The sequence below is a fragment of the Vibrio sp. S234-5 genome (genome assembly GCF_000960595.1).
Classification (GTDB): Bacteria; Pseudomonadota; Gammaproteobacteria; order Enterobacterales; family Vibrionaceae; genus Vibrio.
The window spans coordinates 54,601-78,623 of sequence record NZ_JZAM01000168.1 but is presented as its reverse complement, the minus strand read 5'-3'; the positions used below and the strand labels follow the sequence as shown (position 1 = coordinate 78,623).

20 protein-coding genes are annotated in these 24,023 nt (G+C 50.4%); 10 read left to right on the top strand and 10 right to left on the bottom strand.

What is annotated here, in order from left to right:
• Nucleotides 1-90: 90 nt before the first annotated feature.
• The 3 genes from hldE to UF06_RS07385 all read right to left on the bottom strand — a co-directional run bounded on the left by hldE (nt 91) and on the right by UF06_RS07385 (nt 5,817).
• Nucleotides 91-1,521 carry a bifunctional D-glycero-beta-D-manno-heptose-7-phosphate kinase/D-glycero-beta-D-manno-heptose 1-phosphate adenylyltransferase HldE gene (hldE, locus tag UF06_RS07395; RefSeq protein WP_045569865.1) on the bottom strand — a complete coding sequence of 477 codons (1,431 nt, stop codon included), beginning with the start codon at nt 1,519-1,521 and terminating at the stop codon, nt 91-93.
• Nucleotides 1,522-1,591: 70 nt separating this feature from the next.
• Nucleotides 1,592-4,432, bottom strand: coding sequence for a bifunctional [glutamate--ammonia ligase]-adenylyl-L-tyrosine phosphorylase/[glutamate--ammonia-ligase] adenylyltransferase (gene glnE, locus UF06_RS07390; RefSeq protein ID WP_045569864.1), 2,841 nt, complete (start codon nt 4,430-4,432; stop codon nt 1,592-1,594).
• Nucleotides 4,433-4,560: 128 nt separating this feature from the next.
• Nucleotides 4,561-5,817, bottom strand: coding sequence for a methyl-accepting chemotaxis protein (locus tag UF06_RS07385; protein WP_045569863.1), 1,257 nt, complete (start codon nt 5,815-5,817; stop codon nt 4,561-4,563).
• 111 nt (nt 5,818-5,928) lie between these two features.
• On the opposite strand from UF06_RS07385, the gene UF06_RS07380 reads away from it, so the two are divergent.
• Nucleotides 5,929-6,681, top strand: a complete 753-nt coding sequence (locus UF06_RS07380; RefSeq protein WP_045569862.1) for a potassium channel family protein — start codon at nt 5,929-5,931, stop codon at nt 6,679-6,681.
• Between the two features lie 31 nt (nt 6,682-6,712).
• Here the strand turns inward: UF06_RS07380 and UF06_RS07375 are convergent, their stop codons facing one another.
• Complete coding sequence (locus tag UF06_RS07375; RefSeq protein ID WP_045569861.1) at nt 6,713-8,230, bottom strand: inorganic triphosphatase; 1,518 nt, start codon at nt 8,228-8,230, stop codon at nt 6,713-6,715.
• Nucleotides 8,231-8,435: 205 nt separating this feature from the next.
• On the opposite strand from UF06_RS07375, the gene UF06_RS07370 reads away from it, so the two are divergent.
• The 3 genes from UF06_RS07370 to UF06_RS07360 all read left to right on the top strand — a co-directional run bounded on the left by UF06_RS07370 (nt 8,436) and on the right by UF06_RS07360 (nt 11,301).
• Complete coding sequence (locus tag UF06_RS07370) at nt 8,436-9,116, top strand: TIGR00153 family protein (RefSeq protein ID WP_045569974.1); 681 nt, start codon at nt 8,436-8,438, stop codon at nt 9,114-9,116.
• A gap of 129 nt (nt 9,117-9,245) precedes the next feature.
• Complete coding sequence (locus tag UF06_RS07365) at nt 9,246-10,505, top strand: inorganic phosphate transporter (RefSeq protein WP_045569973.1); 1,260 nt, start codon at nt 9,246-9,248, stop codon at nt 10,503-10,505.
• Between the two features lie 184 nt (nt 10,506-10,689).
• Nucleotides 10,690-11,301, top strand: a complete 612-nt coding sequence (locus tag UF06_RS07360; RefSeq protein WP_045569860.1) for a TIGR04211 family SH3 domain-containing protein — start codon at nt 10,690-10,692, stop codon at nt 11,299-11,301.
• Between the two features lie 51 nt (nt 11,302-11,352).
• Here UF06_RS07360 and UF06_RS07355 read toward each other — a convergent pair whose 3' ends face one another.
• Nucleotides 11,353-13,479 carry an AAA family ATPase gene (locus UF06_RS07355; protein WP_045569859.1) on the bottom strand — a complete coding sequence of 709 codons (2,127 nt, stop codon included), beginning with the start codon at nt 13,477-13,479 and terminating at the stop codon, nt 11,353-11,355.
• Nucleotides 13,480-13,575: 96 nt separating this feature from the next.
• Here UF06_RS07355 and UF06_RS07350 point away from each other — a divergent pair, with 96 nt between their 5' ends.
• Entirely contained in the window at nt 13,576-14,796 is a 1,221-nt protein-coding gene (locus tag UF06_RS07350; RefSeq protein ID WP_082069619.1) for a multifunctional CCA addition/repair protein, read from the top strand.
• Between the two features lie 89 nt (nt 14,797-14,885).
• Here the strand turns inward: UF06_RS07350 and UF06_RS07345 are convergent, their stop codons facing one another.
• Genes UF06_RS07345 through folB form a run of 3 tightly spaced genes read right to left on the bottom strand, consistent with a single transcriptional unit; the run spans nt 14,886 to nt 16,543 of the window.
• On the bottom strand, nt 14,886-15,689 hold the full coding sequence (locus UF06_RS07345; protein WP_045569857.1) for an undecaprenyl-diphosphate phosphatase: 804 nt from the start codon (nt 15,687-15,689) through the stop codon (nt 14,886-14,888).
• A gap of 15 nt (nt 15,690-15,704) precedes the next feature.
• Nucleotides 15,705-16,187, bottom strand: a complete 483-nt coding sequence (folK, locus tag UF06_RS07340) for a 2-amino-4-hydroxy-6-hydroxymethyldihydropteridine diphosphokinase (protein WP_045569856.1) — start codon at nt 16,185-16,187, stop codon at nt 15,705-15,707.
• Entirely contained in the window at nt 16,184-16,543 is a 360-nt protein-coding gene (gene folB, locus UF06_RS07335) for a bifunctional dihydroneopterin aldolase/7,8-dihydroneopterin epimerase (protein ID WP_045569855.1), read from the bottom strand. Before folB ends, folK begins: the two co-directional genes overlap by 4 nt.
• A gap of 124 nt (nt 16,544-16,667) precedes the next feature.
• On the opposite strand from folB, the gene plsY reads away from it, so the two are divergent.
• Nucleotides 16,668-17,276 (top strand): glycerol-3-phosphate 1-O-acyltransferase PlsY, encoded by a 609-nt coding sequence (gene plsY / locus UF06_RS07330; RefSeq protein WP_045569854.1) that lies wholly within the window; start codon nt 16,668-16,670, stop codon nt 17,274-17,276.
• 64 nt (nt 17,277-17,340) lie between these two features.
• Here plsY and UF06_RS07325 read toward each other — a convergent pair whose 3' ends face one another.
• Together UF06_RS07325 and tsaD are read right to left on the bottom strand one after the other, a co-directional pair.
• A complete protein-coding gene (locus UF06_RS07325; RefSeq protein WP_045569853.1) occupies nt 17,341-18,156 on the bottom strand; it encodes an alpha/beta fold hydrolase in 816 nt (271 codons plus the stop codon).
• Between the two features lie 53 nt (nt 18,157-18,209).
• Nucleotides 18,210-19,229, bottom strand: a complete 1,020-nt coding sequence (gene tsaD, locus UF06_RS07320) for a tRNA (adenosine(37)-N6)-threonylcarbamoyltransferase complex transferase subunit TsaD (RefSeq protein ID WP_045569852.1) — start codon at nt 19,227-19,229, stop codon at nt 18,210-18,212.
• 227 nt (nt 19,230-19,456) lie between these two features.
• On the opposite strand from tsaD, the gene rpsU reads away from it, so the two are divergent.
• From rpsU to rpoD, 4 genes are all read left to right on the top strand, one after another.
• The gene (gene rpsU / locus UF06_RS07315) at nt 19,457-19,672 is read left to right on the top strand and encodes a 30S ribosomal protein S21 (protein ID WP_001145625.1); all 216 of its coding nucleotides are present in this window, start codon (nt 19,457-19,459) and stop codon (nt 19,670-19,672) included.
• Nucleotides 19,673-19,702: 30 nt separating this feature from the next.
• Nucleotides 19,703-20,146 (top strand): GatB/YqeY domain-containing protein, encoded by a 444-nt coding sequence (locus UF06_RS07310; RefSeq protein ID WP_045569851.1) that lies wholly within the window; start codon nt 19,703-19,705, stop codon nt 20,144-20,146.
• 86 nt (nt 20,147-20,232) lie between these two features.
• Nucleotides 20,233-21,999, top strand: coding sequence for a DNA primase (dnaG, locus tag UF06_RS07305; RefSeq protein ID WP_045569972.1), 1,767 nt, complete (start codon nt 20,233-20,235; stop codon nt 21,997-21,999).
• Nucleotides 22,000-22,098: 99 nt separating this feature from the next.
• Nucleotides 22,099-23,973, top strand: coding sequence for an RNA polymerase sigma factor RpoD (gene rpoD, locus UF06_RS07300; RefSeq protein ID WP_045569850.1), 1,875 nt, complete (start codon nt 22,099-22,101; stop codon nt 23,971-23,973).
• Nucleotides 23,974-24,023 lie beyond the last annotated feature (50 nt).

Here is a 24,023-nt window from a genome sequence, read left to right as displayed (position 1 = left end):
CTTAACGAAAGTGCGAAATAAAAGAAAGTGCGAAATAAAAAGGGTTACCTCACCAGTAACCCTTTTTTTGATCTTCATCTTGGCGGGTGATTAACCTTTGCCGCCTTTGATCGCATCGATGATCTCTGTGGTGGAGCAGCCATCTTCGAAGTTGAGTACCTTCACTTCGCCGCCCGCGGCAATCACTTCTGCGCCACCGGCAATCTCTTCGGGTTTGTAATCGCCACCTTTAACTAACAGATCCGGCAATATCGCGGTAATCAAACGCTGCGGCGTATCTTCGCTAAAAGGCACCACCCAATCGACTGCGCCCAATCCGGCCAAGACCGCCATACGGCGATCGGTTGGGTTGACCGGACGACCCGACCCTTTGAGGCGTTTCACCGATTCATCGGTATTCACAGCCACAATTAAGCGATTGCCCAGTTTGGCGGCATTGTTGAGGTAGGAAACATGACCCGCATGCAAAATGTCGAAACAGCCGTTAGTCATCACCACTTTTTCGCCTTTAGCTTGCGCTGCTTTGACGGCATCGATCAGTGCTGCTTCGGTAATCACGCCAAAATCGGTATCACGGCTGCCATGAATCGCTTCGGCCAGCTCGATGGTAGATAAGGTCGAAGTGCCCAGTTTGCCGACAACCACTCCTGCGGCGGCATTCGCTAGGGCACACGCCTCTTCCAGAGGTTTACCTGCCGCAACCGAAGCAGCAAGAACGGAGATTACCGTATCCCCAGCCCCTGTCACGTCGTACACTTCTTTGGCTTGTGTTGGCAGATGGAATGGCTTTTGCCCCTGACGCACTAACGTCATGCCGTGTTCACTGCGAGTTACCAACAGCGCAGAGAAATCAAACTTCTCAATCAACGCCAGTGCTTTGGCCACCAAATCCTCTTCGGAGGTGACTTTGCCGACCACCGCTTCAAACTCCGACATATTCGGTGTCAGCAGAGTAGCGCCGCGATACGGTTCAAAGTTAGTGCCTTTAGGATCGATAAATACCGGCACATTGGCGGCGCGCGCTTTGGCGATCAACGCTTCAACGTGCTCTAACGCGCCTTTATCGTAGTCAGAGAGAATCACGGCCTGCACCTGTGGCAAAGTGCGCTCCATGCGCGAGAGGATCAACTCTTGATCGACATTGGCAAACTTGTCTTCAAAGTCGAGGCGGATCAATTGCTGGCCACGGCTCATTACGCGCAGTTTGGTGATGGTTGGGTAGTCAGGAAGAGAGACAAAATCGCACTTCACCTTGAGTGAACTGAGGGTTTCCTTCAGCACTCTGGCAGGCTCGTCCTCACCCGTCAGACCAACGATGTGCGCAAGGCCACCCAGTGAGGCGATGTTCATGGCCACGTTTGCCGCGCCGCCCGGACGCTCTTCGTTGTTGTCGACCTTGACTACAGGCACTGGCGCTTCTGGGGAAATGCGGTTAACAGGTCCATACCAGTAGCGGTCTAACATCACGTCGCCGATGATCAAAACGCCTGCATTGCTGTAATCAGGTAGGATAGGTTTCATTGTCGATCTCCAAATTTTTTGCTGCGCAGAGTTTAGCACAGCCCTTTTGCGGGCTAAATAGTTGAAGGTGCTAGCTCAGCAACGCGTGCCAAGCATCCATTACTACCTGTCGCTCTGCGGTAAATTTATCTAAAGCCACATCCGCATCCAGATTAAGCAAATTGCGTTTATGGATCTCATCACGCATGCGCGTGTAGGCTTGCGTTAGCGCCAGCGCCTGTGATTCGTTCATTACGCCTTGTGCAATCGAGGTTTCAAAGATTCGCACGTTATCACTCCAGCGCGTCATTTTCGGCTTACTCGCGCTGAAATTGAGTACCAAGTACTGAGCTAAGAACTCGATATCGGTGATCCCGCCCTGATCTTGTTTGAGCATAAAGCGATCGGCTTTCTTACCACCCAGGTGTTCGCGCATTTTTACTCGCATCTCCACCACTTCTTTTTTCAGTTGGCTTTCATCTCGCGGCAACGCCAGTACCTCGTGGCGAACACGGGCAAACTCGCCTGCGAGCTCGTCATCACCATAAATCATACGGGCGCGAACCAACGCCTGATGCTCCCAAGTCCACGCTTCTTGGCGCTGGTATTCATCAAACGCATCCACTGGGCACACCAGCAAACCCGATGCACCGGACGGGCGCAGGCGCGTGTCCACTTCATACAAAATGCCCGACGCAGTACGAGTCGAGAAAATGTGGATAATGCGCTGCGCCAGACGCAAGTAAAATTGGCGTCCATCGATCTCCTTTTTGCCATCGGTATAGACATTGGTTGGGCAGTCATGGAGGAAAACCACGTCCAGATCGGAGTTGTACCCCAACTCCCAGCCCCCCACTTTGCCATAGCCGACCACCGCAAAACCTTTGCCATCTCTCTCTTTCAAATGGGTTGGTTCACCATATTTTTCCGCCACTTGTTGCCAAGCTTGATGGACAACGGCTTCAACAATCGCTTCGGCCAAATAGGTTAAGTGATCGCTCACTTTCATTACCGGCAATACACCTGCGATGTCGGCCGCTGCAATGCGTAAAATGCAGATCTGTTTAAACTGGCGCAGCGCTTCCATTTGCTGCTCCATATCCTCTTCGGGAATACGGGCGAGGAAATCACGCAGCTCGGTGCGATAGGATTCCAGAGGAATGGGGTTATACAGCTGCTGCGGGTCGATAAGCTCGTCGAGCAAGATAGGATAACGCGCTAACTGCTGTGAAATCATCGGGCTGGCGGTGCACAAGCGCACCAACTGCGTTAACGCAGCTGGGTGCTCGTCCAGCAGTTCCAGATACGTGGTGCGGGTGACGATGCTGTGCAATAAGAAAAACACCCGCGGTAAACCAAATTGCGCTTCAGGATGAGCAAAAGCCGCGCTAAACACTTTCGGCATCAAGTGATTGAGCACATCGCGTCCACGCGGTCCTAAGGTCTTTTTCGCCAGATCGGCTTTAAATTGAATCACTTGCTGGGCAACGGTGGCGGGGTCGGCAAGGGAGAGATCGCTTTGCAGAATCTGTTCAATCACTTCTGGGTTGTGAGCCATGTCCCATAGCTCGCTGAAGTGGTGCGCTACCGGACTCACTTCCTCTTCATCATCACCGATCAAGGTTTCAAACACTTGATGCACCGCCGCCATGTGGTGATTGACCTCTAGCAATAAACTTGGCCAACTGGTATACCCCATCGCCGTAGCAAGAGCCAGTTGCTCCAATTCACTTTCTGGCAAGGTTTGCGTCTGTTTGTCGGCCATGGCTTGCAGTAAGTTTTCCAAACGGCGCAAAAACTGATAGGCCAGCGTCAGGCTGCTGACCTCTTCTTGAGTCAGCAGTTGCAGTTGGGCAACCGCTTCCAGTGTGGTCAAGAGCCCACGCTTGCGTAAACTGGGTTCGCGCCCGCCGCGGATCAATTGAAAGACCTGAGCGATAAATTCGATTTCGCGGATGCCGCCAGCACCGAGCTTGATGTTGTTGGTCAAACCCCGGCGGCGCACTTCGCTGCTGATCATCGACTTCATCCGCCGCAGCGATTGAATCGCGCTGAAATCAATGTAACGGCGGAAGACAAAAGGACGCAGCATCTGGCGCAGCTCTTGATACTGCGGGTACATCTCCCGTCCCATCACGCGCGCTTTGATCATCGCGTAGCGTTCCCAATCACGCCCTTGTTCTTGGTAGTAATCTTCCAATGCAGCAAAACTCATCACCAGTGGGCCACTCTCACCAAAGGGGCGTAAACGCATGTCCACCCGATAACAAAAGCCATCAAAGGTTTGTTGATCGAGCGCTTTGATGATCCGCTGGCCAAGGCGGGTAAAAAACTGCGCGTTGGCAATGCTACGCCGTGCGCCTTGGGTCTCTCCGTTTTCCGGATAAGTGAAAATCAGATCGATATCGGATGAAAAATTGAGCTCGCCTCCGCCCAGTTTCCCCATGCCGATGATCAACATCGGCTGCGCTTCACCCGCCGCATTGGTCGGCGTTCCCCACTCTTGGCAGCACAAAGCGTATTGCCACTGGTAAGTCTCAAAAATCATCGCCTCGGCCAGTTGGGAAAGATGGCTCAGTGACGCTTGCAAACTCCAACTTTGGCTGAAGTCTTTCCAAGCGATGTAAACCATCTCACGATTACGAAACTGACGCAGTACGCGCTGTCCGGTTGCTTCGTCACGACACTCCGCCAGCTGTGCCGCCAATTGAGCGCGGTAAGATTCCTGACGGCTCACATCCGCCAACATCGTCGGCAGTTGCTTGGCAAGCACACTATCGCGCTGCAGCGCCTCGACGATAAAAGGGCTGAGTCCTGCGACATAGCGATAGTGTTCAGTAAACTCCGCCGACCAATGCTCGAGGTAGCCCGCTTGTTGGGCGCTTTGCATCGCCCGTTCTGCGACAGGCTGTAATGACGAAGGCAAGTGCATGATTCTTCCTTGTAATGTTTTACTTTGTGCTATTTATATCAGAGTTGCAGCCATAAAAAACGCCCACATCGACAATGTGGGCGTTCTCTCTTTTTTCTCGGCTTTTTTCTCAGCTTTTTCTCGGTGTGTTAGACGCGGAATAACTTGATCTTTTTATCCAGCTCTTCGGCATTGTTTTGCATGATTTCCGAGGTCTCAAGGAGTTCACTCACCACCACCACCGAGGCTTCCACCAGTTCCCGTACATTGGTGAGGTTCTGATCCATCTCGGCCGCGACGCTACTTTGCTGACCTGCTGCGGTGGCAATATGCAGATTCATCTCATTAATTTGGGTGACTTGACCCACGATGCCGTCAAGCTCGTGACCCGCATTAGAAACCAACTCGACCCCTTCAGCCGCCTCAACCACACTTTTTTCCATCAACTCAACCGCCGAAGTCGCACTGCTTTGCAACTGCGAGATCATATCTTGAATCTCTACCGTCGCTTGCTGAGTCCGCTGCGCTAGGTTACGTACTTCGTCAGCAACCACTGCAAACCCGCGCCCAGCCTCACCAGCACGCGCCGCTTCAATCGCCGCGTTCAATGCCAGCAGGTTGGTTTGCTCAGAAATGCCTTGAATGGTGCCAACAACACTGCCAATCGCATCCACACGCTCTTCAACTTGGTTCACCGCTTGCGCCGACGCCGAAATATCGGAGGAAAGTTGGCTCATCTTATTCACGGTGCCTTTGAGGAATTGCTGGCCTTTTTTCGCCTGCTCTGACGCCAGTTCAGTCAGTGAAGAGGCATTATGCGCATGCTCGGCCACCGTCTGTACCGTAGACGTCATCTCACTCATTGCCGTGGCCAGTTGGTCAATTTCATTGAACTCTTCTTGGGCAGACTCTTTGGTCTCCGACATACTCAGCGTCATCACTTCGGTCAGCCCTGCAAGCTCATCGGAGGCGTTGATCTGGGTTTGGATCACATCGTGTAACTGTTTACGGGCCTTCTCCAGCTCACGCGCCACGTCACCGTATTCATCTTTACACTCCATACCGAAGGGAACGGAGAGGTTCTTCTGCGCCATGAGCTTAATGGCATCATTGAGGTAACGAGTCTGACGCAGCATCACACTCGCTGCCGCCATCAATAGAACAATAAACAACACAATCAACAGTGCGGTTTGCCAAGCAACTTGCACTAAATAAGCATCATAATGATGTTGCGCAAGCTGCTCATTCTGCGTTGCTGCCAACAAGGCTTGATAAAAAGTACTCGCATCCCACAGCTGTTTCCCCACGATTAAGATCGTACTGAACACCATCAGCATGACCATCTTGGGAACCAGGCGAATGTCTGAAATCACCCTTTCCCAGGGTTTAAACGCCAGCTTTTCCATTGTCAGTTCTCCACCAAGTCTTTTATAGTCCTATTTCGAAGCGTGTTGCCCGAGCAACCAAATGCGCTGACTCTCAAAAACTTGAGCCAATCTATTTATTTCGAGCCCCGTATGAATAGCAATGATATCAAAGACAGCACCAAACCTATGAGTCTGTTATCACTAATCTTGTCTTTTATGGCGCTATTTGTGATCTCTGGCTTGTTGTTCTTTCCAATCGATAAAGAAACTCGCCAAATCCTTATCGGACTGGATTTCATAATCTGTAGCATTTTCCTGCTACAACTGAGCGTAGATTTGATCCGCGCCACAGACAAGCGCAATTTTATGAAAACTCACTGGATCGATTTTCTCGCCAGCATCCCATTAGTTGAGCCACTGCGCTTTGCCAGGCTGTTTCACATTCTGCGCGTCATTTTGGTGCTGCGCTCATCCCACTCCGTTTTTAAGCAACTGAAAAATAATCGTAAAGAGACGACGTTAGCTTCTATTTTACTCTTGATGGTGGTGCTGGTGATGCTCGGCTCGGGTCTGGTGCTTTTTATGGAAGGCAAGGAGGAAGGGGCGAATATTCAGACGGGCATTGATGCGTTGTGGTGGGCGTTTGTCACCATCTCCACCGTCGGATATGGCGATCATTACCCAGTGACTGATGGGGGAAAGATCGTCGCAGTGATTGTAATCCTCTGCGGTGTAGGGCTGTTTGGCATGATCTCCGGCCTTATCACCTCGCTACTCACCAGCCCGACCCACCAGCAAACTTCCCGCTCTATAAATAAAGAGAAGATGCTAGAGACGATGTTGCAGCGCCAAGAAGAGATCCTCAATAGGCTTGAGCGTCTGGAACAGCAGATAAAAAAATAGGGCAAATGCCCTATTTTCTTAAACAACCCAGTTAGCGTCGCCAGTAAGGTTCTGCTTCAATGCCGATGGCGCGCGTTTGATCCATCGCGTGCAAGATGGAGCGTTCCTGACGCAGCAACCAGCGCTCTAATTGCTCGCGCTCTTCCGCTTCCAGCTTCTCACACAAAGGATGCAAGTGGCGCAGCATGAGGAGATCATCAATACCGTGGATCAGATCGGCCCAAGGCATACGAAAACCGTTACGCTCTTCGGCATCGTAAAGGCTGGCAAAGCCAACCCCAGTGTAAAGATTGCGCGCTAAGCGATAGCGTTGATCAATATACGCCTGCGCCGACATCTCTTGCTCGGCGGGAAACGCTTCCATCAACTCGGCCCAAGTTCTGTCCAACTGCGTTACGGAAAACTCTTTGACCGAACTTGCCATCTGCTCACGCGCTTTGTCATCCAAAAACGGCTGCCAGCCACGAGTTAGAATCCAGCGGCTCAAATCAAGCAACAAGCCGGTGTAACGCGCACTGGTTAATAGACGCAGCATCTCTTCACGATCCGGCAGGTTGTCAAGTTGCTGAGTGAGCTCAGCGACGAGAAATTTACGTGCGTCCAGCTTGCGCAGCACATGACCTTTGTCTTCCAGAAGTTCGGTTAAATGCGCATGCTCGCCCAACCACGCCAGCTCTTCTTCCAACCATTTCAGCTCTTGGCGCAAAATGGCGCTGGCGCGGCGCGGCACAACCCCGCCAAAAATGGTTAACGTTTGCCGAATAAAGCTGATGGCATGATTGATTTCGCGCAGAGCCTCCACTGATTCGCGCTCAACGTAAATCTGTTCGTGGTAGTGCCAGTGCGACAGCGCATGCTCCAGTGAATTGATCAGACAATACTCAACGTTATCGAGCTTGCCTGTATCGACCAAACTGAGCGATTTCACCTCATCGCCTTGATAACCTTGCGCGAGGCGATAGCCTTTGGCTGCTTTACTTAAGTTACCAAGACGCATACCACCCGATTCAGACAGCAAACGAGCCAAGGTAAACAGTGCGTCGGTCTGACCAGATTTGAGCTCCAGTTCCACTTCACAAATCGTGTCTTCTTTGTCCTGTGCGTTGACCAACCCTTGGTCAAACGCCACTTCGATTTGGCTACCATCCGGCATACCAATTAGCCACTGTTCACGGCTAAAGTTGGTGGAAAAAAGCGGCATCAATTCGGCTTGCAAGGTTTCAATCTCTTTGCCTTGCGGCCAGATATCAAGTGGATGCAGTGAGAGGTCGGGGATATTGCAGTTATGTTCTGCGTTGTATTCGGGACGTTGGTGTAAGCCTGCAACGACGCGTCCGGCTGTTTTGACAGTCTGAACAAAAACGTCATCGAAACGGCGTATCCTTAAGCCTGTATCGTGTTGACGAAGCCAGTTGTCTGGGGTGTCAAAGTAGGTGTTACCCAGATCTCGACAACTGTGCTGAAGTACTTTGGTTTCGGCGATTTTTTCTCGCAAAGTTTCTGAAAATTCAGGAGAAACAAAAAACTTCAGTTCTATCTCGGTTTCCATAGTTATACCTTTCAAAGCAGACTGGAACAGGATATTGCCTAAATTCTTATGGGGCAAGAAAGAAATATCGCACTAGAGATGATCTAAAACAGTTTTAATGCTGGATTGAATGCGTTAACATGCGCGCCTTTATAGCCATCGCTCAACATTTCACCATGAAATGGTGTATGTTCTTTTAAGGTTATAGTTATTAGGTTGAATGACCATGCCAGTAAATACAATTATGGGGTTATTTGCAAAGTCCCCTATAAAGCCTTTGCAGCGTCACGTGGTTTGTGTCAACGAGTGTTGCTCACACCTAATCAAGTTCTTTGAAGTCTGTTCAGAGGGCGATTGGGAAAAAGCAGCGGAAATTCGCGCACAAATCTCTCATCTTGAGAAAGAAGCGGACGTCCTGAAACGAGAAATTCGTCTCAAACTTCCTCGCGGTTTGTTCTTACCGGTCGATCGTACCGACATGCTGGAGCTCCTCACTCAGCAAGACAAACTGGCCAATCTGGCAAAGGACATCGCAGGTCGCGCCTATGGTCGCAAACTGGTGATTCCTGAAGCACTCCAATCCAATTTCATCGCTTACGTTCAACGTTGTCTTGATGCCGCTAACCAGGCTCAAAACGTCATCAACGAGCTTGATGAACTCCTCGAAACCGGATTTAAAGGCCGTGAAGTGACTCTGGTCGCTGAGATGATCCATCAGCTGGATGTTATCGAAGACGATACCGACGCGATGCAAATCACTCTACGTCAGCAGCTGATGGCCATTGAATCGGAGATGAACCCTATCGATGTCATGTTCCTATACAAGATTTTCGAATGGGTTGGCGGTATTGCAGACCAGGCTCAGCGCGTAGGCGCACGTCTGGAATTGATGCTATCTCGATCTTAAAACATTAAGTAAACGAAAAATAACAAAGAGCATAGTCAAACCTGTTTTGGTCATCACAGCAAAAGGCCGAAACAGGACAAACGCATGTTTGATTTTGCTCCGCTTGTTATAAATCAACTAGGTATTACGATGGATATCCTTGCGAACTACGGCACGGTCCTGATTCTTGTTGCAGCGGCTTTCGGATTTATGATGGCGATTGGTATTGGTGCAAATGACGTTGCCAACGCCATGGGCACCTCAGTCGGCTCGAAAGCACTTACCGTAAAACAAGCCATCATCATTGCGATGATATTTGAATTTGCGGGCGCATACCTTGCAGGCGGTGAAGTAACCGACACTATCCGTAAAGGTGTAATCGAAACGTCTCTTTTTGCCGACAAGCCCGACATTCTGGTTTTTGGCATGATGTCCGCTCTTTTGGCGGCGGGTAGCTGGCTGTTGCTGGCGTCTTACATGGGTTGGCCTGTTTCTACCACCCACTCGATTATTGGTGCCATCATTGGTTTTGCCTGTGTTTCTGTAGGCACCGAAGCGGTTGACTGGAGCAGTGTCAAAGGCATTGTCGGCAGTTGGATCATCACTCCGCTTATCTCAGGCTTTTTTGCTTATCTTATCTTCGTCAGCGCGCAGCGTCTGATCTTCGATACCGAAAAACCTCTGCTAAACGCGAAGCGCTTCGTTCCGGTTTACATGTTCATCACCACCATGGTGATCGCGCTGGTAACCATCAAAAAAGGCCTCAAGCACGTGGGTTTGCACCTTAGCAGCTCTGAAGCGTGGATGGCCTCGGTCGCCGTTTCTGCCCTCGTAATGGTCTGCGGTTACCTTTATATCCAGAAGAAATTTGCCAACCGTGAAGATGACCACAGCTTTGCTGGCGTAGAGAGCATTTTCAGCGTCTTGATGGTGATTACCGCCTGTGCCATGGCGTTTGCTCACGGCTCAAACGATGTAGCCAACGCGATTGGTCCTCTTTCTGCGGTCGTGTCTACCGTTGAGCACATGGGTCAAATCACGGCGAAAAGCCAGATTGCTTGGTGGATCCTACCTCTCGGCGGTTTTGGTATCGTGGTCGGCTTGGCAACCCTTGGTCACAAAGTAATGGCTACTGTCGGAACAGGAATTACTGAGCTCACGCCAAGTCGTGGCTTTGCCGCGCAGCTAGCAACCGCATCAACAGTTGTACTGGCATCAGGCACTGGCTTGCCAATTTCAACCACTCAAACCCTTGTCGGTGCTGTACTAGGTGTCGGTTTCGCACGTGGTATCGCTGCACTTAACCTTGGCGTTGTACGCAATATCGTCGCTTCTTGGGTGGTCACACTGCCTGCGGGCGCCCTGTTGGCGGTCGTCTTCTTCTATGTGATGCAAGCGGCTTTTAGCTAACACAAAGCGTCAGAAATATGTAAAGCAAGGACAGATTTTGTAAGCACCTTGTCATATTTGACTCAAACGCACATTAAGGGAGGCTTTGCCTCCCTTCTTTGTTGCATGAGTTTGGGAAACTTTTTACTATTCGTCCATCGGGGCATTTATCGCCGACTCTAAAGAAATCGTTAAGGGATTTATTGTGAAAAAACTCATCGTTACGGTTTTGCTGACTGTCTTTTCTGTGCCGTCACTTTTCGCACAAGACCGCTACATTGCAGATGAACTGTTTACCTATATGCACTCAGGACCAAACAACACTTTCCGCATCATCGGAAGTATTGATGCAGGCAGTAAAGTACAACTGCTGCAAAGCAACAGCGAGACAGGCTACAGCGAAGTGGTTGATGAACGCGGCCGTAAAGGCTGGGTTCAAACGAAATTTATCACTCGCCAAGAAAGCATGGCGATTCGCCTTCCGCGTCTGGAAAAAGAACTTAAAGATGTGAAAGCACAACTGGCCAACGCGCGCCAAAGTGCCGACACCGAGAAAGCGGGCTTGGTCGATTCACTGGAAAACCGTAATCAACAAATTTCCGAACTGGAGATGAAGTATGGCGAAATCAGCGAGCAGCTCACCGCTGTTCAAACGGAAAATCGCCAACTGCGCGCCAAACTGGATACCCAGAAAGACGATCTGCTATTGAAATACTTTATGTATGGCGGCGGTGTCGCGGGTGGTGGTTTGTTATTTGGCTTGATCTTGCCTCACTTGATCCCACGCCGTAAGAAGTCCCCGTCAGGCTGGACATAATGCGAAACGTTCAGGCCGCGATTGCGGCCTGATTTTTATCTTTCTCTACGCTCATCCCTTCCACTCATACAGAGCCGGAATGGCGATCTTCTCACCGTCAAACTCCACCACAATCGACTGAGGTAAAATTTCGACCAGCTTGACTTGCTGCTCAATCCAATCGCCTTGGCGATACTCTGTACCATTGATCTTCAACCAGCGTCGTTGGCTGTCATTGGAGTAAATATGCGATTGCAGATTCAGCGCCGGTAAACGCCCGCGCCAGCGTGCCGCTTCCATTTCCAGCGAATGCACTTCCCCTTGTGTTGTCAGGCTGAGTTCGGGTGATGGCGATGCCAACGCACTTTCCACTTTCATCGCCAATTCTGGTGAAAAACCTGAGAGATCTAAGTTATCGAGTAAGTCTTGCGCCTTATCCACGCTCGGTTGCGCGGGTGAAGAGGCATTTTGCGTGAGCAGTATAGGCGTAGGTTTGGCTTCTACCAGCGACGCCTGCGGAAAAGTTCTGGGTAACGGTGATAGATAACCGAACGGCGGATAGCTCACGCGTTGCGCCACCTTCTCTTGTTCGTCTAACTCAGCCCCTTGCTGTAAACTCGGCGCGCTCAATTGAACTAACTGCTGCAAACGCGACAAGGTATTCGGCCCGGCGATGCCATCGACACCAATCCCCTGCCACTGTTGGAACCATTCCACACGGCGTTGCAGCGCGCTATCAAAGTGCTCACCGCCTAGCGGATCATCATTGAGCGCTTTCGCCAGTAGCTGGTCCAATTGCGCAATCGCTTCGCCGCTCATGTTGAGCTTTAAGGTGTCACGCAGCGGCGCACGCCAAATAGCCATCGTTTCTCCGCGCCACAAAGTGAGCAATTCGCTCACTGGTACTCGCAGGCGCGCATCGCCATTGAGCACCTCCGCCCACTCATGCTGCACGCGCCAAAGCACCACATACCCACGCTGATTCTGCTGCTGTAGCGTTAACACCACTGGACGGTTGGCCTGCACTATCTCCTGCCAATTACTCTGCAAGCGAGCACAACGAAATACCGACAATGGTGCATTAAGACACAAGCTGTCTTGCTCACTCGCCTGATATCCCCACACTTGATACAGCTCACTTAGCGCCTGCTGCGGATCTTGCCGAACCATTAGCAAATCGACGATATCCTCTGACGGCGCTTGTTCAATCACGAGAGCGCTGCTTGGTGCATCGGGCTCAACATCGCTAGCCACTGCGGCTTGATTTGGGCTTAGCTGCGTGGTGTACCAGTAACCACCGCTTGCCAGCAGCGCGATGACGCTCAGCGCCACGGCACTTTTTGCCCATCTTGTTGTGGAGCGGCCTATTTGTGGCTGCTGATAGATTTGCGCCTGAAACTGCATCACCTCTTCACACGCTTTATGCACATTGGTTTTGGACACCAGCAGCGTACTTTGGTAGAAACTCAATTGCAGCGCTTTATCGCAAATCAAGTTAATCAAACGCGGAATACCGTGACTGTATTTGGCAATCAACGTGGTCGAACTGCGGTCAAACAGTTGCTTGTCACCTCCGGCGGTATGCAGACGAAAAGCGATGTAGTCGGCCGTCTCTCGCTCATCCAAGGGTAACAAATGGTAGCGGCCCGTAATGCGCTGAGCTAATTGACGCAGTTGGGTGGTTTGCAGCAGTTTTTGCAGCTCAGGCTGACCGACCAGCAACACTTTGAGCAGCTTACTGCTCTCGGTTTCTAAGTTAGTGAGCAGGCGCAGTTGTTCCAATACCTCCGCCGCGAGGTGCTGCGCTTCATCGATCACTAGCAGTGTTTGCCTTCCCATCTGGTGATTTCGCAATAAAAACTGATGGATGATCTGATGGAGTTGCTTGAGGCTCGCCTGCTGCGGGTAGCTGAGATTGAACTCATCACAGATTGCTTCGAGCAGTTCCAAGCTGGAGAAGGTCGGATTGAGTAGCAGCGCGGCGCATTTATTTTCACCTAAGTTCGCCAACATCGATTTGGCCACGGTGGTTTTGCCTGTCCCCACTTCGCCAGTCAGCATGGCAAAACCACCACCGTCGCCCAGTCCTGCCTGTAAATGGGTGATGGCTTCACGATGACGTTGACTCAAATAGAGATAACGCGAGTTCGGCACAATCGAAAATGGCAACTCGGAAAAGCCAAAAAAGTCCTTATACATACACAATCCAAACGCAACGGGCTCATTTCAATAGGGAGCAAAGTACCATTGCTTGCTACAATGTCCAGTCAGATCAGCAATTATTCGAGGTCACACGTGGAAGTTTACTTAGTCGGTGGCGCAGTCCGAGACCGATTACTGCAAATCCCGGTTTACGATAACGATTGGGTCGTGGTCGGCGCAACCGCCGAAGCGATGCTCAGTGCCGGTTACACCGCCGTTGGCAGCGATTTTCCGGTATTTCTGCACCCCAAAACCAAACAGGAATATGCCCTCGCGCGTACTGAACGAAAAACCTCGGCCGGTTATAAAGGCTTTGAGTGCTTTTTCTCGCCAGAGGTGACCTTGGAAGAAGATCTCCTGCGTCGTGACCTGACGATCAATGCTATGGCGATGGATGCGCAAGGCCAGATCATCGACCCTTATGGCGGACAGCAAGATCTCGCCGATAAACTATTAAGGCATGTCTCCAGCGCATTTACCGAAGATCCGCTGCGCGTTCTGCGCGTGGCACGCTTTGCCGCCAAACTCGCGCCGCAGGGTTTTCGTGTCGCCGAGGAGACGATGGCGCTCATGAAAAACATCGTAGAATCCGGTGAGCTGCAAGCCTTAACTGCCGAACGAGTTTGGCAGGAGTGGTTCAAGTCGCTCAATAGCGACGCGCCGCAAGTTTTTCTGCAAGTACTGCGAGAGTGCGGCGCCTTGGCGGTCGTGCTGCCAGAAATCGACGCGCTTTTTGGCGTGCCTCAGCCAGAAAAGTGGCACCCGGAAATTGATACGGGCATTCATACCTTACAGGTCGCTGAGCAAGCCGCCAGGCGCAGCCCATCGCCTGTGGTCCGTTTCGCCGCGCAAGTGCACGATTTAGGCAAAGGCGTGACTCCCAAAGAGGAGTGGCCAAGCCATAAGCTGCACTGCCACACCGGACAAAAACTGATCCAACGCCTTTGTGAAAGAGTGCGCATTCCCAATGAGTTTCGCGATTTGGCGCTGTTAGTCTGTCAGCAACACTCTAACATTCACCGCGCCGCTGAACTTAAACCAGCAACCATCATCAAGATCCTCAATGGTTTTGATGTGTGGCGCAAGGCGGAGCGATTAAAGGAAATCCTATTGTGCTGCGAGGCGGATCATGCCGGTAGAAAAGGGCTGGAGAACGAACCTTATCCGCAGTCAGAACTCATGATGCGTGCATACCAAGCCGCGTTATCCGTTGAGGTGCAAACGGTGATCGACGCGGGTTTCAAAGGTTCTGCGATTCGCGATGAACTGGAAAAACGGCGCATTGCAGCGGTGGCTAACGCGCTTGGCCGCTAGTGTCATAAAGCAGACCATAGAGTGCAAGAAAAAGGCCCGCGGATCGCAATCCGCGGGCCTTTTACATTGAGCTTGAGCTAACTAAACACTTAAGCGCTGAGCAGGTAGGCAAACAAACCGACGCCCAGAATCAAACGATAAATCACAAATGGCATCATACCCATGCGTGAGATCATCTTCAAAAACAGATGGATACACAGATAAGCACTGAAAAATGAGGTGATAATCCCGGTCAGTAAGAAACCAACATGCACAGGCTCACCGCTAGTGACGAGTTTCAAACCAAGGTAAGAACCCGCCAAGGTAATAATCGGGATCGACATTAAGAAAGAGAAACGCGCCGCCGCCTCACGGGTAAAACCAAGATAAAGCGCTGCGGTAATGGTGGCTCCTGAGCGAGAAGTGCCAGGTATAATGGCCACTGCTTGAGCAAGGCCGATAAAGAGCGTTTTTTTCCAACCCGCTTGATACTCATCATTGAGCAGCGTGGCATTCTTATCAACCCACCACAGCAACAAGCCGAATATGATGGTCGTGGTTGCGATCACATAAGCGCTGCGTAAGTAAACTTCAACCACATCTTTCATCAATAAGCCAAAAATACAGGCAGGAATGGTTGCCAGCACGATCATCCACGCCAACTTCGCTTCTTTGCTGCGATCCCCTTTGAAAATGGAGGCGAACAAAGCCGAAAACAGCGTGATCACTTCATGGCGGAAGTAGATGACCACTGCGGCCAACGTCCCTACATGCACAGCGACATCGAAAGCCAATCCTTGATCTGCCCAGCCAAAAATCGCCGAGGGCAAAATTAAATGCGCCGAACTGGAAATCGGCAAAAACTCCGTTAGGCCTTGGATCAAAGCCAACACAAACGCTTCAAAATAACTCATGGTTTACTCGGTTTTTTATAATGAAAAATCAATTTTTTGCAAAGAGTCGAGATCCTTTGCACTGCGCCAAATTTGCTCGACGGTTCGGCCATCACCCGGAATGGTCAACTCCGGTTGCAAATCATACAAAGGTTGAATGACAAAAGGATATTTAAAAATATCGCTGCGAGGCAACTGCGGATTTTGCGCGCAAATGCAGTCGCCAAACAACACAATATCGAGATCTAAGGTGCGATCTTGAAATTTTTGCGCATTCGTATCTCGACCCCACTTATGTTCGATCGCGCGCAAACGTGCGACAAACTCCGGCAGTGCGAGGTCAGTATTGAGCTGAATAACAAAGTTAAAAAAAGGATGGCTATCAAAACCGACCGCAGCACATTCGTATATCGGCGAAACGCGTAAATCACTGCCCAATGCCGCCAACTCTTGCCAAGCTGCGCGGGCGTGTTTCTCTCGCTCTAGATTGCTACCCACGCCGATATACGCGGTGTTCATGCCTGACCTCGTTCAATGATAACGCCCACCGCGCGTGCCTGTGGCACGGCTCCGGGCTTGGCCAGACGGATACGAATCCAAGGGACGTTAAAACGGCTCATGATCAACTCAGCCACTTCTTCGGCGACACGTTCGACCAACAGAAAACGACCACCTTCGATATGTGTCAGCACGGCCTCGCTCACTTTGGCGTAATCGAGCGCGTCACACACATCGTCGCTTTTGCCAGCAGGGCGATTGTCGTGAGCCATCTCAATATCCAGCACCAGCTTCTGTTTGATCTCCTGCTCCCAGTCGTACACACCTATGGTGGTGATCACTTCCAACTGTTCAATAAACACTTTGTCCAGCGCCATGTTCTGTCCTTATTAGAGGTCGGATACCCGTTTGGGGTAAATTCATCGTATTATTTTCGCAATCGCGCTATGATAGCAACTACGCGAAAAATGAGCATTAATTTCCAAATATTTAGGTACTCACATGGACGCACTGGCAGTGACAATGACCATCATCGCCTACCTACTGGGCTCTGTCTCCAGTGCGGTACTGATTTGTCGTCTGCTAAGATTGCCTGATCCACGAGGTGTGGGTTCCAATAACCCTGGCGCGACCAATGTGCTGCGCATTGGCGGAAAAGGTGCCGCAGCCGCTGTTTTGCTCTGTGACATGCTCAAAGGCACCATTCCGGTGTGGAGCGGTTACTACTTCGGTATCGACCCCATCTTACTTGGCGTGATTGCCATTGCGGCTTGTTTAGGCCATATGTACCCAATTTTCTTTCATTTTCAAGGTGGTAAAGGTGTGGCTACCGCACTTGGCGCGATCGCGCCCATCGGCCTTGATTTGACTGCGATGATCATGGTCACTTGGCTGACGGTGGCATTGCTGTTTCGCTATTCTTCACTGGCCGCGCTCATCACCGTACTGCTTGCACCATTTTATACGTGGATGATCAAACCTCATTACACCTTACCTGTCGGCATGCTGTGCTGCTTGATTGTGCTGCGCCATCATCAAAATATCCGCCGCCTTTTTACTGGTGAAGAGCCGAAAATCGGCGAAAAAAAATTGCCTTTCCCCAAACCGTAATCACGGATGCTCAACAACGATTTAAAGCAGCGACCTCAACATCAGCCCGCTGCTTTTGACACATTTAGGCATAAACCTGCGCAAAAAAATCGCTCAGCATACGGTTAACAAACTCTGGCTGCTCCAGATTGCTAATGTGGCCTGCATTGGGGATCTCGATTAATTGGCTAGCCGTGATCACATCTTTCATCAGATAGGACTCGAACACCGGACGCGGCTTATCTTCTCTACCCACAGCAATAAGCGTCGGCAAGGCAAAGTTCTCAGCATCTTCAATCACATCTCTGCGACCAAATACCATGCGTCCCACTCTTGCTACTTGCACCGCTTGTTCTCCGGAAAGAGAGGCAAGTTTTTGTGTAAAATCATCAACCAACTGAGGATTTTTCTCTTTCGCATCGTTGGCGAAAAACAGCGGCACCACCGCTTCAACTATTGGTGGCGGCACCAGTTGGCTTTGGCTAATGGCGTCTAACATGGAGAAATATTTTTTATGCGTCACTTCAGGTTCCAGACCAATAAAGGTATCCATCAGTACCAAAGACTTGACCCGCGCAGGTGCCTGCGAGACTAACTCCGCCCCCCACATGCCGCCGACGGATAAGCCAACAACAGAAAACTGCTCAATGGCTAAATGGTCCATCAAGGCCAACACATGACGCGCGTAATCACCCAATGAATGGCAGTTCGCTGGCGCCGCCTGTGATTGCCCGTGCGCCCACAGTTCAGGCACGATGCAGCGATAGGATTGGCTTAGCCACTCAATTTGTGGTGCCCACATTTCGCTGTCCCATAAATAGCTATGACCAAACAGCAAAACAGGACCTTGGCCCACATCCTGATACGCCATCTGGTGACCATCAATCTCGAATGTCTTCATTTATTACCCTTTTGACTGATAAAAACGGCCGCCTTGGCGACCGTTTGTCTCTGTTATTGTTCAATTGCCGTCAGTGTATCGATCGGCCAGCGCGGACGCGCCTCAACCGCTAAATCTGACACTTCATTGTTTTTCAGACGTTGCATACCGGCATAGGCGATCATCGCTCCGTTGTCGGTGCAAAATTCGGTGCGCGGATAATAGACTTCACCGCCTATTTTCTTAGCCAATTTTGCTAACTCAGCGCGCAAGCGTTTGTTGGCACTCACCCCGCCCGCAATCACAATACGCTTCATGCCCGTTTGCTCAAGAGCACGTTTGCATTTTATCGCCAAGGTTTCACACACCGCCTCTTCAAACGCCAAGGCGATGTCGGCACGAGTCTGCTCATCATCCCCGTTGGCCGCAATGGTATTGGCGGTGAACGTTTTAAGACCTGAAAAACTCATGTCTAACCCTGGGCGATCTGTCATGGGACGGGGAAATTTAAATCGACCTGGAGTGCCTTTTTCCGCCAACTTGGACAATAACGGCCCCCCTGGATAGTCCAGCCCCATCAGCTTGGCGGTTTTATCGAATGCTTCACCTGCTGCGTCATCGATCGATTCGCCTAAGATTTTGTACTCACCGATGCCTTTAACTTCCACCATCATCGAATGACCACCAGAAACCAACACCGCCACAAACGGAAACGGCGGCGGGTTCTCTTCCAACATTGGCGCAAGCAAATGGCCTTCCATATGATGCACGGGCACGGCGGGCACGCCCCACGCGTAAGCGAGGCTGCGTCCAATCGTCGCGCCAACTAATAACGCACCAACCAGACCTGGGCCTGCGGTGTACGCCACACCATCAATCTCTTTTGCGGTCAGATTGGCTTCCTTGAGCGCTTCTTTGATCAGCGGAATGGTTTTTTTTACATGATCACGGGAGGCCAGCTCAGGCACCACACCACCGTAATCGGCGTGCAGTTTAATCTGGCTATAGAGTTGGTGGGCTAGCAAGCCTTTCTCGTCGTCATAAATGGCGATGCCTGTTTCGTCACAGGAGGTTTCAATGCCGATAATGCGCATGGTGTTCTCGGTATGCTTAGTGCTAATTGAAAATTGGCGACATATTACCTCGCTGGGCTCTGACAAACAAATTTTGTACAGACAATAGTCGACAAAAGGCTTTACAAAGCCATTGTGATCGGATTAAAATTCCGCACCATTTTTGATCAAGCTGGTTAGAGACCAATCGCTAGTGATTTGTCTGTTTATTACCAGCGCTAACGAATAACCTCTGAGGTGAAAGGCATATGCCAGTAGTTAAAGTACGTGAAAACGAACCGTTCGACGTTGCTCTACGTCGTTTCAAGCGCTCTTGCGAAAAAGCAGGTATCCTTTCTGAAGTGCGTCGTCGTGAGCACTACGAAAAACCAACTACAGTTCGCAAACGCGCTAAAGCAGCAGCTCAAAAGCGTCACGCTAAGAAGCTAGCTCGCGAAAACGCTCGTCGCGTTCGCCTGTACTAATAACTGAGCTCCTGGTTAAGGAATTTAGTTATGGCTCTGATTGACACTCTCAAAGAAGAGCAAAAATTAGCGATGAAAGCCAAGGACAAACAGCGCCTTGGCACAATCCGTTTAGCCTTGTCAGCCATTAAGCAACGTGAAGTTGACGATCAGATCACTCTGAGCGATGACGACATTCTCGCCGTGCTGACCAAAATGGTTAAACAACGTCGCGACTCTGTATCGCAGTTTGAAGCGGCAGGTCGTCAAGACTTGGCCGATGCGGAGAAAGCCGAAATTACTGTGCTTGAAGAGTTCATGCCACAACCGCTTAGCGAAGACGAAGTAACCGCGCTTGTTGAAGCTGCCGTTATTGAATCTGGCGCTGCGGGCATGCAAGACATGAGCAAAGTGATGGCTGTGCTAAAACCGCAAATTCAAGGTCGTGCAGATATGGGTAAAGTGAGCGGTTTAGTTCGCGCTAAACTGGCTTAATACCCACACCTGTTTGCAGCAAGCCGTGCTATCCTTTGGAGCGCACGGCTTGTTTGTATCTACTCTTCTCTTTTTTATTAGGTTTTATGGCAGGACACATCCCTCGTAGTTTTATTGATGACCTCCTAGCTCGACTAGATATCGTCGATATTATTGACGCACGGGTAAAACTTAAGAAAAAAGGCAAGAACTACGGTGCTTGCTGCCCTTTCCACAACGAGAAAACCCCCTCGTTCAGCGTCAGTCAGGAAAAGCAGTTTTACCACTGTTTCGGCTGTGGTGCGCACGGTAACGCCATCGACTTCATGATGGAATACGAGCGACTTGAGTTTGTTGAAGCCATTGAAGAACTCGCCTCTTATCTCGGTTTAGATGTCCCGAGAGAACAGCGCGCTCAAGGTAGTGGACGCTTTAGCCAAGCCCCTCAAGCCAGCAGCAGCGAAAAACGCAGCTTGTATGACTTGATGGCGAGCATCGCACAGTTTTATCGTGGCCAACTCAAACAGCCTACAGGCAAAGTAGCGATTGATTATCTGAAAAATCGTGGCCTCTCGGGCGAAATAGTGCAGAAATTTGGCATCGGTTACATCGCCGATGAGTGGGATTTGGTGCGCAGAAACTTCGGCCAACACAATGAAGCTCAAGAGATGTTGGTTTCAGGCGGCATGTTGATCGAAAACGACAAAGGCAATCGATACGACCGTTTTCGCGGCCGAGTGATGTTCCCCATCCGCGATCGCCGTGGTCGAGTCATTGGATTTGGTGGGCGAGTGATTGGCGAAGGTACGCCAAAATACCTCAACTCGCCTGAAACACCGATTTTCCACAAAGGCAAAGAACTCTACGGCCTGTATGAAGTGTTGCAAGCCTATCGAGAGCCACCACAAATTTTGGTGGTCGAAGGCTATATGGATGTTGTCGCCTTGGCGCAATATGGCGTAGATTATTCCGTCGCGTCCCTTGGCACCTCCACCACTGGCGATCACCTGCAAGTGTTGTTCAGACAAACCAGCACAGTGGTGTGTTGCTATGATGGAGACCGCGCAGGCAGAGAAGCGGCCTGGCGCGCAATGGAAAACGCCCTGCCGTACCTGACCGATGGGCGACAACTTAAGTTCATGTTTCTACCGGATGGCGAAGACCCGGATTCTTACATCCGCCAATTTGGAAAAGCAGAGTTCGAGCGACAAGTTGCCAGCGCCACGCCATTGTCCGAGTTTATGTTTAGCTCCCTTGCTCAACAGGTGGACATGAGCAGCAAAGAGGGCATGGCAAAACTCAGTACACTCGCTGTTCCATTAATTGATAAAGTGCCAGGCGGAACTTTACGTCTATACTTGAGAGAATTGTTGGGACGTCGGCTTGGTTTGGTTGATGAGCGTCAATTGCAGCAACTCATTGCGCGCCAAGCTCAAAGCGAACAGAAGCCGCAGCCTCACCGAGAGCTGAAGCGAACTCCGATGCGTGAAGTCATCGCCTTGTTAATCCAGCGCCCAGATTTTGCTCAATTAGTGCCAGACCTAAGCTCAGTCGCTCACTTAACCATACCCGGCTTAAGTTTATTGATAGAAGTGCTTGAAAAATGTCAAACACGTCCCAATATCACTACGGGCCAATTGTTAGAAAGCTGGCGTGGTAGCCAGAATGAGACCCTTCTGTCTCGTCTTGCGAGCTGGGAAATCCCACTCGATGAAGATAACGAAGAAGATATATTTTTGGATTCACTGGATAAAATTCTTGCCCAGTGCATCGAAAAGCAAATTGAAAACCTGCAGGCAAAAGATAGAAGTATCGGCTTATCAGCCGATGAAAGAAGGGAGCTGCTAGCGCTGATGCTAGATTTAAAAGCGTAACCCTGTTTAATTAGTCAGCAACGATTTTATTTGCTATAGTTAGTGGTTTGCATTTCGCATACTAATTCCTTCACCAGATTACGAAGTTGGATACCGTCTATGGATCATAATCCGCAGTCACAGCTAAAACTACTTGTCATTCGTGGCAAAGAGCAAGGCTATCTGACCTACGCCGAAGTAAATGACCACCTACCTGCTGAGATCGTCGATTCCGAGCAGGTGGAAGATATCATTCAGATGATCAACGACATGGGCATCAAAGTAGTAGAAACTGCTCCTGATGCTGATGACCTGTCATTGAGTGATGAAACAAACATTACCGATGAAGACGCAGCCGAAGCGGCAGCGGCTGCACTTTCGAGTGTAGAAAGCGAAATTGGCCGTACCACGGATCCCGTGCGTATGTACATGCGCGAAATGGGCACGGTAGAACTACTAACACGCGAAGGCGAAATTGACATCGCTAAACGCATTGAAGATGGTATCAACCAAGTACAATCTTCGGTTGCCGAATACCCAGGTACCATTCCTTACATCCTTGAGCAATTTGATAAAGTTCAGGCGGAAGAGCTTCGTCTGACCGACCTTATCAGTGGCTTTGTCGATCCTAACGCTGACGAAACCGCAGCGCCAACCGCAACACACATCGGCTCTGAGCTGACCAAAGCGGATCTGGAAGATGAAGACAGCAACGATATAGACGACGATGAAGACGAGGATGAAGACGGCGACGATTCAAACTCAGATTCTGATGAAGAGATCGGCATCGATCCTGAAGTGGCGCTTGAGAAGTTCTCACAACTGCGTAACAGCTACCAGAACGTTCAGCTTGCTATCAACGAGCACGGCTACGACAGCGCTCAGGTTGCTCAAGCGCATGAAGTGATGCTGGAAGTATTCAAAGAATTCCGTCTCACACCAAAGCAGTTTGATCATCTGGTTAACGAGCTTCGCACGGCAATGGATCGCGTTCGTACCCAAGAACGTTTGATCATGAAATCAGCGGTCGAAATCGCCAAGATGCCGAAAAAATCGTTCATTGCTCTGTTTACAGGCAACGAATCTAACGAGGCATGGCTAGATCAGATCCTCGCCTCTGACAAACCATACGCAGAAAAAATCCGCCAACATGAAGAAGACATTCGTCGCTCAATCGCCAAATTGAAAGCGATTGAAGAAGAAACTTCTTTGTCTGTTAACAACATCAAAGACATCAGCCGTCGCATGTCTATCGGTGAAGCGAAAGCACGCCGTGCGAAGAAAGAGATGGTGGAAGCAAACTTACGTCTGGTTATTTCTATCGCGAAGAAGTACACCAACCGTGGCCTGCAATTCCTCGACCTCATTCAAGAAGGCAATATCGGTCTGATGAAAGCGGTAGACAAATTTGAATACCGCCGTGGTTACAAGTTCTCAACGTACGCCACATGGTGGATTCGTCAGGCGATCACTCGTTCTATCGCGGACCAAGCACGTACTATTCGTATTCCGGTACACATGATCGAAACGATCAACAAGCTCAACCGCATCTCTCGTCAAATGCTACAAGAGATGGGCCGTGAGCCACTACCGGAAGAGCTGGCTGAGCGCATGCAAATGCCAGAAGACAAGATCCGTAAAGTACTGAAAATTGCCAAAGAGCCAATCTCAATGGAGACACCTATCGGTGACGACGAAGATTCTCATCTAGGCGATTTCATCGAGGATACCACGCTCGAACTGCCTCTCGACTCTGCAACGGCCACCAGCCTAAAAGCAGCGACTAAAGACGTTCTTGCTGGCCTAACACCTCGTGAAGCAAAAGTACTACGCATGCGCTTTGGTATCGACATGAACACCGACCACACTCTAGAAGAAGTGGGCAAACAGTTCGACGTGACGCGTGAGCGTATCCGTCAGATCGAAGCAAAAGCACTGCGTAAACTGCGTCACCCAAGCCGCTCAGAAACGCTGCGCAGCTTCTTAGACGAATAACACAGCGTGTTTCAGACAAAAGGTGAGCCTCGGCTCACCTTTTTTGTTAT